The 14651-nt window shown below is 44.1% G+C and carries 14 protein-coding genes; 9 read left to right on the top strand and 5 right to left on the bottom strand.

Annotation, left to right across the window (positions count from 1 at the left end):
- Positions 1–58: 58 nt before the first annotated feature.
- Complete coding sequence (locus GT674_RS13115; protein ID WP_161286122.1) at positions 59–2110, bottom strand: hypothetical protein; 2052 nt, start codon at positions 2108–2110, stop codon at positions 59–61.
- 22 nt (positions 2111–2132) lie between these two features.
- Positions 2133–2513: a response regulator transcription factor gene (locus GT674_RS13110; RefSeq protein WP_161286121.1), complete on the bottom strand. Its 381-nt coding sequence runs from the start codon at positions 2511–2513 to the stop codon at positions 2133–2135.
- 246 nt (positions 2514–2759) lie between these two features.
- On the opposite strand from GT674_RS13110, the gene GT674_RS13105 reads away from it, so the two are divergent.
- The 5 genes from GT674_RS13105 (at position 2760) to GT674_RS13090 (ending at position 6736) form a co-directional block, all read left to right on the top strand.
- Positions 2760–3476, top strand: a complete 717-nt coding sequence (locus GT674_RS13105; RefSeq protein ID WP_161286120.1) for a LytR/AlgR family response regulator transcription factor — start codon at positions 2760–2762, stop codon at positions 3474–3476.
- 2 nt (positions 3477–3478) lie between these two features.
- Entirely contained in the window at positions 3479–3853 is a 375-nt protein-coding gene (locus GT674_RS17465; RefSeq protein ID WP_243149128.1) for a hypothetical protein, read from the top strand.
- Positions 3854–3943: 90 nt separating this feature from the next.
- Complete coding sequence (locus GT674_RS17460) at positions 3944–4798, top strand: ATP-binding protein (RefSeq protein WP_243149127.1); 855 nt, start codon at positions 3944–3946, stop codon at positions 4796–4798.
- A 58-nt stretch (positions 4799–4856) separates the two neighbouring features.
- Positions 4857–5960: a glycoside hydrolase family 172 protein gene (locus GT674_RS13095; RefSeq protein ID WP_161286119.1), complete on the top strand. Its 1104-nt coding sequence runs from the start codon at positions 4857–4859 to the stop codon at positions 5958–5960.
- 44 nt (positions 5961–6004) lie between these two features.
- Positions 6005–6736 (top strand): class I SAM-dependent methyltransferase, encoded by a 732-nt coding sequence (locus tag GT674_RS13090; RefSeq protein ID WP_161286118.1) that lies wholly within the window; start codon positions 6005–6007, stop codon positions 6734–6736.
- A gap of 63 nt (positions 6737–6799) precedes the next feature.
- On the opposite strand, the gene GT674_RS13085 is transcribed toward GT674_RS13090, so the two are convergent.
- Positions 6800–8590 carry a flavin reductase gene (locus tag GT674_RS13085; RefSeq protein ID WP_161286117.1) on the bottom strand — a complete coding sequence of 597 codons (1791 nt, stop codon included), beginning with the start codon at positions 8588–8590 and terminating at the stop codon, positions 6800–6802.
- A gap of 170 nt (positions 8591–8760) precedes the next feature.
- Between GT674_RS13085 and GT674_RS13080 the strand changes: the two genes are divergently transcribed.
- On the top strand, positions 8761–9432 hold the full coding sequence (locus GT674_RS13080; protein WP_161286116.1) for a Crp/Fnr family transcriptional regulator: 672 nt from the start codon (positions 8761–8763) through the stop codon (positions 9430–9432).
- Here the strand turns inward: GT674_RS13080 and GT674_RS13075 are convergent.
- Complete coding sequence (locus tag GT674_RS13075; RefSeq protein ID WP_161286115.1) at positions 9383–10570, bottom strand: M20 family metallopeptidase; 1188 nt, start codon at positions 10568–10570, stop codon at positions 9383–9385. The genes GT674_RS13080 and GT674_RS13075 overlap by 50 nt on opposite strands.
- A 227-nt stretch (positions 10571–10797) precedes the next feature.
- Here GT674_RS13075 and GT674_RS13070 point away from each other — a divergent pair, with 227 nt between their 5' ends.
- Positions 10798–11589: a ParA family protein gene (locus tag GT674_RS13070; RefSeq protein WP_161286114.1), complete on the top strand. Its 792-nt coding sequence runs from the start codon at positions 10798–10800 to the stop codon at positions 11587–11589.
- Positions 11576–11971, top strand: coding sequence for a hypothetical protein (locus GT674_RS17135; protein ID WP_192926034.1), 396 nt, complete (start codon positions 11576–11578; stop codon positions 11969–11971). Before GT674_RS13070 ends, GT674_RS17135 begins: the two co-directional genes overlap by 14 nt.
- A 108-nt stretch (positions 11972–12079) precedes the next feature.
- Here the strand turns inward: GT674_RS17135 and GT674_RS13065 are convergent, their stop codons facing one another.
- Entirely contained in the window at positions 12080–12571 is a 492-nt protein-coding gene (locus GT674_RS13065) for a DUF2798 domain-containing protein (protein ID WP_161286113.1), read from the bottom strand.
- Between the two features lie 451 nt (positions 12572–13022).
- On the opposite strand from GT674_RS13065, the gene GT674_RS13060 reads away from it, so the two are divergent.
- A complete protein-coding gene (locus GT674_RS13060) occupies positions 13023–14582 on the top strand; it encodes a class I adenylate-forming enzyme family protein (RefSeq protein ID WP_330585577.1) in 1560 nt (519 codons plus the stop codon).
- The last annotated feature ends 69 nt before the right edge of the window (positions 14583–14651 follow it).

The raw sequence follows: 14651 nt of genomic DNA, 5'->3' as shown, positions 1-14651 counted from the left end.
TACGGACAGTTTCTGAGGGAATGGCCACGCATCCTTATGTTCGTTTGATCTGTGTATCTCAGATTCCGAGAACTGCGGAGATTTTAATCTCTTTTTCGTTCTCGCTGAGGTCAAACTCCTCATTATCCTGTACAGTGAAGTGCACCTCATATAATATATTATCAGACAAGGTATCCGGTGTTTCGCCGTCTTCTGTCTGGATATGCCACAGTTCTGCAGGAACTTCTTTCAGGGAACCATCTGCTTCGTAGGCATAAAGCTTAAATCCGGCGGTTTCTCCGGAAATTCCCTTCATGCGCAGGGCGACAGTTGTATTCGGATGAACGTTTTCAACTGTGACAGTATTCAGCCATCCAGACACATTTCCCTGTCCGCCATCAGTCTTAAATTTTTCCTGACTTAAGATATTTCGATTTGCTTTGTCCAGATCTACTTTACGGTAAGGCATCTCAGGAAGATATACAAAGCGGTCCTGTAATCTCAGAAGTTCAAGATATCCGGTCGGGCAGTAGAGGGCATTTCCGCTGTTTCCGGCATACATACCGATCGCCATATTGTTATATCCAGGTTTATTGGAGATATCCATGGTAAATACCGTTTCGCCTGTCTCAAAGTCAAGCATAATATACTGCCACATGCCTGTTTCCATATCCTGGACGTAACCGTAGATATATCCGGTTGCAGTAGAGAGCTTCAGCATAGAAGTGTCAGACAGATCGCTTCTGCACCAGATACTCTTCATTTCATATCCGTTATCTGTCTTTACAGTATCTACGCGCTCTATACCCGGGGCGATCATTTTATTTCCCTGTCTCAGCCAGTTTACATCATAAATATTTTCGTAACTCTGGATGGAAGAGTCGCTGTCTTCTTCTCCAAGGCTGGCACTTCCGGCACCAAACCAGTTGCATACGATAGTGCTTACGGTTCCTGCTCCGTCATCATATACGATCGCTGAGTTTTCGACAGATACCTGTACATCTTCTGGAAGTTCATCAATGACCGGTGTAGCTGCAACCGTCTCGCCGGTCTTCATATCCAGTGCGATCAGATTTACCGGATTCTGGTTATCTGTAAACATAACAAGATCCTTTGTCAGAGACGGTGAGCAGCCGCTTCCCCATGCCAGACCGCCGCCGGTAGTGGAATCACCTTCCTTGCTTTCTTTTGCCCCGACACTTTCATAAGGTGTTTCCCATACTTTGTTTATTCCGTTGTTTGCCTGGAACAGATAGCAGTTTGTATTTGTCAGGATCACGGCACCGTCTTTGGAAGCAGAAATTCCATTCTCTGCACCCTCACCAGGAGTCAGTTCATATACAAATACAGCATCTGACAGGTTTGTTTCTTCTCCGTTCAGGATAGAGTCGATGGCAGATCTGGAAATGTAACCGATCGCACCCTGCTGCTTTCTGTCAGGATAAATACGGAAGCCGCCTGTTGCAAACCACAGATTTCCGTCGTAATCAAATACAACAGAAAGAAGATTCTGATCCAGTGTTTTTCCCAGCTTTTCTTCAGCAGCAGCTTTTATGTCGATATCCAGCACCTTTTCAAATTCAGGAAGAACATTGCCTTCGTCATCTGTTGCCTTGAGCATAAGGACGTGATTGTTGCTGGTAGGACATACCAGACGGTTGCTTTCATCTACAAAGGAATAAGAACTCTGTATCATATAACCGCCGCCGTCATGCTGTTTTGGTGAAAAGCAGCCTTCTGTCTGGGTTTCATCTGCATTTATATCACGAATGGCAAGTCCGCCAAGGAAGGGAACTACGGCATGTCCATAGGTGTCAAAAAAGATTGCAGGCGAAGCATTAGGATTTGTCTTCTCGTAAGAAACATTGATTTCTGAGTAGATGCCAACCGGAAGCACCTCATCGGTGGAATCGGTATTATAGCAGTCATGATGAATGTTGGAATCACTGTCTGCCATATATGGATTCTCGTCCACCACTTTGGCAGACAGTGGCTTTATCGGAAATTCTGTTGATCCGGCATCTTCTGTCGCAGCGGCTGTCTCTTCAGCATATACAGCAGTGCAATTGCCGGCAGATGTCATAGTGATCATCAATGCGGTCATGGCAAGAATTAAAGTTCTTTTCTTCATTATATATCCTCCTGAAATTGTATTATTTAAAAGATCGTTTTTCGGATCTGAACCAGGCTTTGAGTCCCTCCTGGATTTTGAGTTCATTCACCGGTTCCATAAAAAAATATTCCACACGAAGCCTGAAAGCATGAAGTGAAAAATCCAGATCACTGCACCATATGATTCCGCATTCGGGAAATAAAGAATGAAGATGTTCTGCTGCATTGAGCCCATCCACCCCGGGTAATACAAGAAGTACAATATCTGGCACATTGCTCTGTATCTCTTTAAAAAAAACTTCCTGATTCTGATAAGTTTCAAGTAATGGAAAAAGCTTTTGCGTGATGCAGTAATCTGAGATCATTTTTGCGTAAGTTTCCCCATTCTTTTTCTTATCTGTTAATACCCCAATACGATACACAAACCTCCTCCTTTCACTATAGTTTCCATATGCGTTCGACCGGATTCCTTTTGGAATATGACCTTCTGAATAGTCAAGTTGCCTTTATTATATGGAATGTGGAGGTTATTTCAATACTTCTGTCACGGAACGCGCGGAAATAACACGAATTGTAAAAATAGTCTCATGGTCTGAGAGGATAATTTGTGATATACTGTCTGTAACATAGTATTATATTATAAAGAATTTTGTCGAGGAAGCGTAATTATGAGAATTGCTATCGTTGATGATATAAAAGAAGAGCGGACATTATTGCACGGATGGCTGTGCAGTCAGCTTTCCAGAAGAAATCTTCCGGCAGATATTGTTGAATTTGAATCCGGAGAAGAATTTCTTCTGGCTGCAAAAGAACGTCCTTTCACAGTGTTGTTTCTGGATATTTATATGGGCGGAGCAAATGGAATTGAGATTGCAAAAGAACTTCGAAAGACCGATGCGGACTGTCTTCTGATCTTTACCACCACATCCACAGACCATGCACTGGAAGGATTCAGGGTACGGGCACTGCATTATCTTGTAAAGCCGTATAATGAGAGGGAAATTTCCACCTTGATGGATGAGATACTTGCCAGAATTCCAGATTCCGGAAAGTATATTGATGTAAAGGTGAATGGAAGTAACATCCAGATTCCTTTCAAGAATATTATTTATGCGGAACATTTTTCACATATGATCTATATACATACTACTGGTGGGAAGGAACTGGTCACCCGTCAGTCTTTTGAGATGTTTACGGCCTCACTGAAAATGGATACCCGTTTTTATCTGTGCAGCAGAGGAGTTGTGATCAACCTGGAACATGCGGTTGATTTTGATGGAACCATGTTTCTTATGGATGATAACAGCAATATTTCGGTCAGCCGTAAGCTGATCAAAAATGCCCGACAGGTTTTTATGGAATTTCTGTTTCAGAGAGGAAAATAAAAATGATGGAAATGATTCGTCCGATATTAGAACTCACTGTTATCATCCCCGGCATGCTTCTTGCCTATCTGCCCGTAAAAGAATGTCTGAAGCAGGCTCCCGTCAAACTTGCTTTGTGGCTTACCCCGCTGCTTTTGACACTCAGCCTGTCAGGCGGCATAGTCTGTTATATGTTTCAGTTTCCTGTCAAATTACTGTTGGTTCCTGTATTGATGCTTCTTATGCTGATCTACCACAAAACCCTTCAGATTTCCATCTGGAAATCCAGCAGTATCTTTCTGGCAGTCTGTGCCGTTTTTGCGTGTGTGAACAGTCTGTCCCGTGCAGTAAACGCTATTATGATTTTTGAACCTGACATTGCAGAAAAACAGTTATAGTTTTGCGCAGGGGCTGGTGCTTTTTATAATGTGGTCTGTCTGGTCTTTGTTTTGGCAGCATGGTATCCTGCCACGCATATGGTGAGGATTTTGATAGCAGATGAAAATTTTGCCCAGACCTGGTATATATTCTGGATCCTGCCATTGATCTTTATTGGCCTGAATCTGTTTATAGCTCCGAAATATCAGAGTACTTTATACACAGGCCGGATTCTGCAGATTTATATTGTAGTAAGTCTTGTGCTTCTGATAATTCTGACCTTTTTTTATGCGATGTTTCTTATGATGGCGATCAGCCTGAATAAAAATGCAAAGCTTCAGCTGGAAAATCATTTCCTTTCTTTGCAGCGTGCAAGATACGATAATCTCTGTGCAGCCATTGAGGAGACAAGGCAGATTCGCCATGACATCCGTCATCACTGGCTTCAATTAGCATCACTGGCAGAAAATGGCGATCTGGAAAAAATCAAAGAATATCTTTCCAGTGCAGACAGCAAAATGCCAGGCTTTGATCTTCACTTCTGTGATAATCAGGCGGTGGACAGTGTTCTTGGATATTATTCAGCTCATGCAAAACAGGAGGGGGTTCCGTTTCTTGCCAAAATCGATCTTCCGAAGCAGCTGCCAGCAGATGAGATGGATGTATGTCTGGTACTTTCAAATCTTCTGGAAAATGCAGTGGAGGCCAGTCTGAAGACAGAGCGTTCCAGGAGAAAGATTACGGTGGAAATGTATCTGCATCATACCCATCTTCTTTTGATCCAGGTAGAAAATACCTTCGATGAGAAAATTCGGCAGAAAAATGAGATCTTCCAGTCTTCAAAGCGTGCCGGAAACGGGATTGGAATCCAGTCTGTACGCCACATTGCCGAAAAAAATGGCGGCGCAGACAGTTTTACTTATAAAAATGGAATCTTTACAGCCAAAATTATGCTTCGGATATAAAAGGAAACCATTGTCTATCATATTTCCGAAGAAAAATACAAAAACAGGAGGATACAAAATGATATTTCCAGGAGATATTTCAATGATGCCATATTTGACCCGTGGAAAAAGCAGAGCAATTAATGCTGAGAACAGGACAGGAGAAAAAGGCAGGGGAGGAATGGAAAGCAGTCCGCTGGGACCTTCCAGAAAAGGAAGTCCCTGTCTGACAAATATTCAGCCAGGAGAGAAAGAAATTCTGGCCGACATAGATGGACCGGGAGTAATTCGTCATATATGGATTACTGTCGATAATAAGACGTCCGATGGAGACTGTTTTGTACTGAGAGATCTGGTCCTGAGAATGTACTGGGATGATGAAGAAAATCCGTCAGTAGAAACACCACTGGGAGATTTTTTCTGCTGTGGTTTTGGACAGGAATGTATCGTAAATTCCAGTGTGATAGCTGTTGTACCTTCACGTGGACTTAATTCATATTTTGCGATGCCTTTTCATAAGCATGCCCGTATTGTAATTGAGAATCAGCATAAGAATCCCATACCGGCATTTTTTTATCAGATTGATTACTGTTTGTATGCTTCACTTCCTGCAAATACCTCCTATTTTCATGCTCAGTGGAGAAGGCAGGCACTTACAGAGATTGGTAAAGACTATGTTATTCTGGATGGCATAAAGGGTACAGGTCAATATATAGGTACTTATCTGGGACTTTCTACTTTACAAAGATACTGGTGGGGAGAAGGTGAAGTCAAGTTCTATATAGATGGAGATGAAGAATATCCGACAATATGCGGAACGGGAATGGAGGATTACTTTGGCGGATCCTGGAGTTTTGCGGCAAATGAGAACGGCAGAATCGTAGAACAGAATTATTGTACTCCATATTTGGGATATCCCTTTTATTCGAGACACGATTCTCTTGTATGGAACCAGTATCATAACGATGATTGTCCGCCAATGCGTGGATTTTACAGATGGCATATTCCGGATCCGGTGTTTTTTGAGGAAAATCTCAAAGTGACTGTTCAGCAGATAGGAGTCAGTCATAATGGATTGTTTGAGAGACAAGATGACCTTTCGAGTGTGGCCTATTGGTATCAGACAGAACCTCATCAGAAGTTTTCAGAATTGCTGCCGCCGGAACAGAGATGGCCAAGATAAGTAAAACATTTTGAAACTACTCAGAAAAGAGAAGCGAAAAAACTATGAATAATAAATTTGAAGTATGTATACAAAAAGGCGGACAGCGAGACCAGGCAGAGTCATTTGCGAGGCGGACAGCCAGCCAGATCGTAGATAAGCCGGGCAAGAATCTCACCGTTCTTTTTGATTCCAAAGGGGTTTCCCTGACTGGGTACGGACTGACGTATCAGGGAGATTTTGAAAATATGACTCACCGCGTTACAAATGGTAGATTGCAGCACGAAATGCTGGTGCGGGCAGCAAAGTCCGAGAAGATTGGTCGCAAAGCGATTGATGCCACAGCGGGAATGGGAGAGGATGCCTTCCTTCTGGCGGCACAGGGCTATGAGGTAACATTATATGAACAGAATCCGGTGGTCGCAATCCTTCTGAAGGATGCACTACGCCGTGCGAAAAAAAATATGATACTTAAGGAAATCGCCGCCAGGATGAAGCTGGTCGAGGGTGACAGTGTAGAATGTATGTCCGGACTTCTGGATCCGGTAGATGTGATCTATCTGGATCCGATGTTTCCGGCAAGACAGAAATCAAGCCTGATCAACAAGAAACTCCAGCTGATCCAGAAACTGGAGCCGCCCTGCTCAGAGGAAACAGATCTCTTTGACGCAGCGATCAAGGCCGGTCCGGACAAGATTATTGTAAAGCGTCCGCTGAAGAGCGAATTCCTTGCAGGAAGAAAACCTTCCTATACCTTAAATGGCAAGGCAATCCGATATGACTGCTATACATTATAACCTGACTCACCATACGTAAAGAAGCTGCCCATCGGACAGCTTCCTCTGTTTTATATATAATCTTTACTGTATCGGTTCAAAATCCACAGCACCATGTTTGCACAGCGGGCAGATGTAGTCTTCCGGAAGCTCATCGCCTTCGTAGATATATCCGCAGACTTTGCATACAAAGCCTTTCTTTCCTTCTGTCTGTGGCTTCGGTTTTACATTGTTCTGGTAGTAGGTGTAGGTCATGGTCTCCTGGTCACTCATGACGCGGGCTTCGGTGACACTGCAGATGAACATTCCATGAGTGCCGAGATCCACATACTGCTCAACCTTCAGAGACATGAATGCGTTGATATATTTATCCAGGAATACCAGTCCATTGCCGGAACGGTTGATCTTCTGACCTGCAAATTTATCTGTGCTTCTGCCGGACTGGAAGCCGAACTGTTCAAAGACAGAGAACGGTGCGTCCACGGACAGACAGTTTACATTCATAATTCCCGTCTGCTGGATGATATGATGAGAGTAGTTGGCTTTATTGATGTTTACAGCTACACGGTACGGGTTATCGGTCAGCTGAGTAACTGTGTTTACGATCAGGCCGTTATCGCGTTTTCCGTCGTTGGAGGTTACGACATAGAGTCCGTAGCCGATGCGGAAAAGTGCAGACATATCATTTTTGTTTGCAAGATTATCGCTTTTTGCAATATATTCCTTGCAGAGTTCATCAGACATTGACTCAATCTGTTTACGGTTGTCTTCTTTTACTGCAGACCAGATATGGACATTGTTTTTTACCCAGTTGATTTTTTTGCACGGAGCCATCATTTCCTTCATGATCTTGGCTGCGAGAGGTGCCCAGGATCCGTTTTCGACGAGTGCCACAGTACGGTTCTGGAAATTGTGCTCTACCAGTCTTGTGATAAAGTCATTCATGAACGGATAAACACTTGCATTATAGGTGGTGGTTGCAAGAACCAGCTTGGAGTAGCGGAAAGCATCACTGATTGCCAGTGACATATCATCTCTTGCAAGGTCATAGACAAGAACTCTTGGGCAGCCTTTGGCTTTGAGCTTCTCTGCAAGGAGATAAACAGCCTCTCTGGTATGTCCATAGACAGAGGTGTAGGCGATCACGATTCCGTCTGCTTCCGGTGTATAGGAAGACCAGGTATCATAAAGTCCGATATAATGGCCAAGGTCTTCTGTAAGGACTGGTCCATGGAGCGGACAGATCTTCTGGATATCAAGGGTGCCGGCAACCTTGAGGAGTGCCTGTACCTGCTTTCCGTATTTTCCTACGATACCGATGAAGTAACGTCTTGCCTCATCGTCCCACGGCTCGTCCACATCCAGGGCACCGAATTTACCAAAGCCGTCAGCAGAGAAGAGAACTTTTTCTGTGCTGTCATATGTGACCATAACTTCCGGCCAGTGTACCATTGGTGCAAAAACAAAGGTGAGCTGATGATATCCGAGAGAAAGAGTACCACCGTTTTCTACTTCAATTTTGCGTCCGGTGAGGTCGAGATCAAAGAAATTCTGGATCATGTTAAAGGCTTTTACATTGGAAACAACGGTGGTATCCGGATAAACCTTGAGAAAGTTTGCAACATTGGCAGCGTGATCCGGCTCCATATGCTGTACAATGAGATAATCCGGTTTGCGATCGTCCAGAACCTGCTGGATATTATCCAGCCATTCATGCGTAAAGTTGGCGTCTACTGTATCCATGACAGCAACCTTTTCATCCAGGATCACATAGGAGTTGTAGGACATGCCGTTCGGAACTTTGTACTGACCTTCAAAAAGGTCAACCTGATGGTCATTAACGCCGACGTATTTGATAGTATCTGTAATCTTCATAGTGTGCATCCTCCAGTTTAGTATGATATTTATTTATATGAGGGTTTCTTATCTGTAACTTTGTTAAAAGTATAACAGGATTAAAAGAAAAAATCTGTTGCAAAAGTCACAAAACAGGCTTTTCTTGAGAAAATATATGCTATAATCAAGGAAAAGAGGGGTGAAAAAGTATGGAACACATTACACTTTTTACAGATATTCTTCCCGAAGAACAGGAAAGAATGCGGGTTTGTTTTCATGCAAGAGAAATAATTTTTAAAAACGGGGAAATGATAATGGAATATTCCAGTTCCATGAAAAAAATCGGTCTGATCCTTTATGGGCGGGCAGTGCTTTACTGTTGTGATTCAGAAGGAAATCAGGATATGATCGATGAACTGAAAAAAGATGCGGTCTTTGGGGAAGCTTTCCTTCTTCCGACAGATTCACAGCATTATTACGTCTGTGCGGCAGAGGAGACAAAGGTGATGTTTATTGACTATGAGCATGTGATCAAGCGCTGCGAACAGGCATGTGCTCATCACAGCCAGATGGTCAGCAACCTTCTGCAGCTGATTGCTGTTCAGTCGCGGCAGCAGACGGAGCGGATCTATATGTTATCAAGGTCGAGTACGCGAAAGAAGATTTTGTCTTATCTAAATGCACTTTCGGCAGAAAGACACAGCAGGATCCTTACACTTCCGATGTCCTACACAGCACTGGCACAGTATTTGAGCGTAGACAGAAGTGCTATGACAAGAGAACTGAAAAGTCTTGAGGAAGAAGAAATCCTGGAGAAGAAGGGAAAGCAGATCATTCTGCTTTCTCTTCCAGAAAATCACAGGCAAACTGTGCGTACATAGCGGCACCGCGTTTGAGGACGCTTTCATCTACCGTATAGTGATCATTGTGATTTCTGGCAGTGAATCCAAGTTCTTTATTCTGGCTTCCGACAAGACCGAAGACACCGGGGACTTTTTCCATATAGTATGCGAAGTCCTCACTGATCATCATTTTGGGAAATGGTTTCAGGGCATCAGGACCATACATTTTGGTGGCGGCATTTCTTGCGATCTGAACAAGATCTTCGTGGTCATTGATGACTGGAGCCGGAAAATATTCAAAGGAGAGAGTGGCTTTTGCACCCATGGAATCAGCCGTGTTTTCGACAATCCTGCGAAGCAGAGGCTCTGTTCTCTGGCGCATTTCGGGAGAGTGTGTACGGGTGGTTCCCTCCAGAATGACTTTATCTGCAAGAATATTAAAACGCTGTCCGCCGGTTATCCTGCCAACAGTGACGACCAGTGGATTCAGCGGGTCATTCATACGTGAGACAACAGCCTGGATTTCCGTGATGATGTAAGCGGCGGTCAGGATGGCATCAACACCCTGATGCGGAGTGGAGCCGTGGGCAGAAACCCCTTCGATTTCAATGCGGAAATTATCGCAGCTTGCCATGCGAGGGCCGGGTTCAAAATTCATAAAAGGAGCGTCGAGCTCACCCCAGATGTGCGTGCCGTAAATCGCATCGACATCATCCAGAAAACCATGCTCAATATAGTATTGGGCACCATGACAGGATTCTTCAGCGGCCTGAAAGATGATTTTTACACTGCCCTTCAGATCTTCACGGCGGGACATCAGCATGCGTATGCCGCCAAGAAGCATGGCTATGTGGCAGTCATGTCCGCAGGCATGCATAACCCCAGGTGTCTGACTGCAGAAAGAAAGTCCTGTGTGTTCTTCGACAGGAAGCGCGTCAATATCTGCACGGAGAGCGACGGTTTTAGTGCCGGTGGAAGCCTTGCCGCCCTCGATCATTGCCCAAAGACCATTATAATCCGGATAATAATGAGGGGTGAGTCCCATTTCCTCCAGAAGCTTCCCGATTTGCTGTGTCGTGTTTTTTTCTGCAAAAGAAAGCTCCGGATGTGCGTGGAAATATCGGCGCTGTTCAATGATCCAGGATTCGTTTTCTTCTGCCATAGCTTTAAAGTTCATAAGTCAGATCCTTTCTGAAAATCAGTTTGCCAGTTGGTTTTATACTAGCGGAAAAGACAGTGGATGTCAAATAAAGTCGGACTGTTGTGAACGGAGTGAACAGTAACCAGTAACTGAGAATAAAACCTGCAAACGCATTGAAAATTCTGTCGAAACTTCGTATAATATGGCATAGATAGCTATATAAAAATACCCAAAATGATAAACAGGGAAGGGAGAAAAATCCCATGGGAAAGACAACAACGATTTGTTTTACTAATAACAAAGGAGGAAGCGGAAAGTCCACGACCTGCTCAAACCTGGGAGCTGCCATGGCACGTGACGGTAAAAAAGTTCTTCTGGTTGACGGTGACATGCAGCTGAATCTGTCGCTGTCCGTATTTCCGGAGGACTGGGTCCTGGAACACGCAAAAAGCGAGAAAAATCTTTATTATGCGATTGGCAGGCAGGAAGATCTGACAGATTATATTGTACATACACCGTATGAGAATCTTGATCTGATCCCGTCGTCCACCTTGATGAGCTCTATCGAGTACGAGCTGTTTACAAAATGGCAGAGAGAACTCATTCTGAAGAAATGCCTTCAGAAGATCAAGGATTCAGAGGTATATGACTATATTCTGATCGATGCGCCTCCGACACTCGGAGGATGGGTCATGAATATCCTGTGTGCATCGGATAAGGTAATCATTCCGGTGGAGGCAAGCCCATGGGGGATGTTCGGACTTGCAAATATGTTTGAATTCCTGAATGAGGTCAGACAGATTGCCCCGGAGCTTGAGGTTGCAGGTATCGCAGTGACCAAGGTTGACACGAGAAAGAACTATTTCAAACAGACAATGGAAATTTTGCATCAGCTGGAAAATATACATGTATTCGACAACCTGATCCGTGTGGACAGTAATATTGAATGGTCTCAGGACAACAGCGTTCCGGTAGTGGAGTACAGAAAATCCAGCAGAAGTGCGAAAGAATATACAGAATTAGCCAGGGAGGTAATGGATTATGTCAGTAGGTAAGGACAGCATTCTGCGTGCTGCAAACGCAGAGGCAAAGACCACAGAAGTAAAAGCAGAGCCGGCAAAGACGACAGAAGAAGCAAAGGCTCCGGCAGAGGTCAAAGAAGCCGTAAAGGTAGAAGCCCAGGTGAAAGAACCGGAAGTAAAGAAAGCTCCGGCGAAGAAGCCAAGAACCACAAAGGCCAAAACAACGACCAGCAAAACAGCAGTCAAAAAGAATGCACCAAAGAAAACGACAACCCGCAAAAAAACAGTAAAGACTTCCGTTCTCACCCCGGAGAACTCTGAAGTACTTGAGGCGGCATTTGTCAAAGAAAAAACTCCGGAAGAAGTAAATGGACCGGTTCATGTAAATGAGGAACTTCCGGTTTATCTTCTGTAGATCATTGTAAAACAAAAGCAGATTCCCGGCAGGTAAGCTGTCTGGAATCTGCTTTTGTCTTGTAATAAGAAATTACTTTTATAAAAAATATTTCCTATTAAATAGGACTCAAACTTCCGGTGCACTCTGGCGTGCATCTTCCCTTTCCGGGAAAATATGTCTGAAAATAAAGCGGACAATCGGTCCGGCATAAATCAGCTGCCAGAAGAATGCCACAGGGAAGTTCATAGCGGTTGTCTGGATCCATACAGCAACGAACTGATTTCCAGCATTCTTAAAAAGAATGGTAGCAGCAAGGCTCATAAGCGGACACATAAAAGCAACCGATGGAACGGAGATCGCAAGTATCATACTGAACGGATGGCAGGTTCTGAAATCAACCATGCGGGCAGCACATGCAAAAGCAAGTTTGGATACGAGGAAGAAGTCAAGAATGAATGCGATTGGTCCCATTATGATCAGTTCATGAAAGGCGGCAGGAAAAACTGCGTTGGACATTCCACCCATATTAAGAGCGATGTTATAACAGATCATGGCGTATACCATGAAAAATACCATGATGATTGTAAAAATTACTTCCTGAAATTTGTTTTTTGGCATAAAAAAATCCTCCTTGAAATATTAATGATACAAGAGCATGTGTTGTTCGTTAATCATTCCGGGAGAATGTGCGTTTCCAATTAGACCATATTCAGTTCAATGGTTTTATATTATACTACATAAAAAAACAGATTACAAGAAAAAAATAAAAAAAACAATCCGAAAAAGGAGATTGATTCAAACGAAAGATTATTTGGTCTTACCAAAAGAAAGGCAGAAATAGCAAGAAAAAATGATTTTTTTATACATTCCAATAACTTTACAGACAGATATCGTTATGTTAAAATATACATGCAACTACATAAATGAGTAGAAAACGTCATGAATCAACAAAATTTATGAAATTTAACAGCATATTCTACAAAGTGAACAGCCGCAGTATAAAGGAAGAACGCAGGGGCTGTTTTTGTTCTATGCAGGAAATACTGAATATCAAGGAGGTTATGAAAAAGTGAGTTGTGAAAAGAAAACTACAGGACGACCGAGTGAAGATCGTCGCTGGATGCAGTATTATCCGGACATGATGCTTGAGTTGATCAAGAGACCGAATTGCACTGTATGGGAATATCTGGAACAGCATTGTCCGGGTCCTGATGTTGTAGCAATCCATTATTATGGAGAGGACATCACCTGGAGAACGGTCTTTGAGGAATTAGAGAAATGTGCGAGATCCCTGAGAGCTATGGGATTCGGGGAGGGAGATCAGATCCCGGTATTCTTCAGACTTGTTCCGAACTTTGTATTTCTTCTGCTGGCAGCAGAGAAGATCGGTGCTTCTATTCTGTGCAGAGATAATACACTTATTGAGAATGTTGAGGCCGTCAGCAAGGCTGATGCGAAGGCCATTTTTGCTCATGACTTTCTGTCACAGAAAGAACTGAGAACATATTGCGAAGGGGCAGGAGTCAGAAAGGTTATACTCCTCGATCCGATGTATTATGGACATGAATCCACCCTTCCAGATTACATAAAAGCATCCCTGGATGAGATTTATCCACGGGTGACAGCTTCCGGTGGGAATACCATGAGTTGGGACGAGTTCCTCTCTCTTGGCAATTACTATGTCGGCAGAGTAGAAGCCGACAGAGATCTCACCAGACCACTGTTCCGTGCTTATACAAGTGGATCCACAGGCCCGTCCAAGCAGGTTATCCACTGTGCGAACAGTATTCTCGGCACCGTATGTCAGATGAACTTTTACGGAGGATCCGACCAGATCCGTCCGACCTGGATGGTGACATGCCTTCCGCCTGCACTGGTAGCAGTTGTGGTTTCCATGGTAATGCTTCCGCTGTCATCCAATAAACTTCTGATCATGGATCCATTTGTTGATCCGGAGGATGTTGACCTTGAGATGATGCGTTACAGACCAAACGGCTGGCCGATGATCCCGATGTTTATCGAGTTGGTTATGCGTAATGGACGAGTTCCAAAGGACTATGATATGTCTCATCTTCTGGCGGCAGGAGCTGGATGCGAGGCAGTGAACAACAACCAGCTGGATCGTGTACAGAACTTCCTTGAGGAGCATAACTGTCATGTGCGTTTTACCGTAGGATATGGAAGCAGCGAGGGAGGCTCCAACCTGACCTTCCAGATGGCACCGAAGTCCATCCACAACGGAAATGTGGGAATTCCGATGCCACTGACAGATATGAGTGTTTTCAAGCCGGGAACCCAGGAAGAACTTGGATATAACGAGATGGGTGAGATTTGTGCTTCAGGTCCGGGAATCATGCTTGGCTATGACAGGAGAAGTGCCACAGCCAAGGCTCTTCAGACCCATGCAGACGGTAAGCTCTGGCTTCATACAGGAGATATCGGCTATGTGGATGAGGATGGCATCTTTTATGTACTGAACCGTGGAGCAGCATTCCGCTATGGCGGCGGTGAGCTTGCAGTTCTTCCGATGGAGAACCGCCTTGCCGATGCAAAGATCCCGGGTATCAGGGATGAATTCTTTGTACTGATCGAGGATGAGGATCACGATGGATACTTTGTTCCTTTATAGGAAACTGCTCCTACGGAGCACTCTTGAATGAAAGATGCCCTCCGGTAGGCGGGCATACTAAAAGGACGG

The organism is Blautia sp. BIOML-A1, from assembly GCF_009883055.1.
Taxonomy (GTDB): Bacteria; Bacillota; Clostridia; order Lachnospirales; family Lachnospiraceae; genus Blautia_A.
The sequence above is the reverse complement of the archived record's forward strand: the minus strand, read 5'-3'. Positions and strand labels throughout refer to the sequence as shown.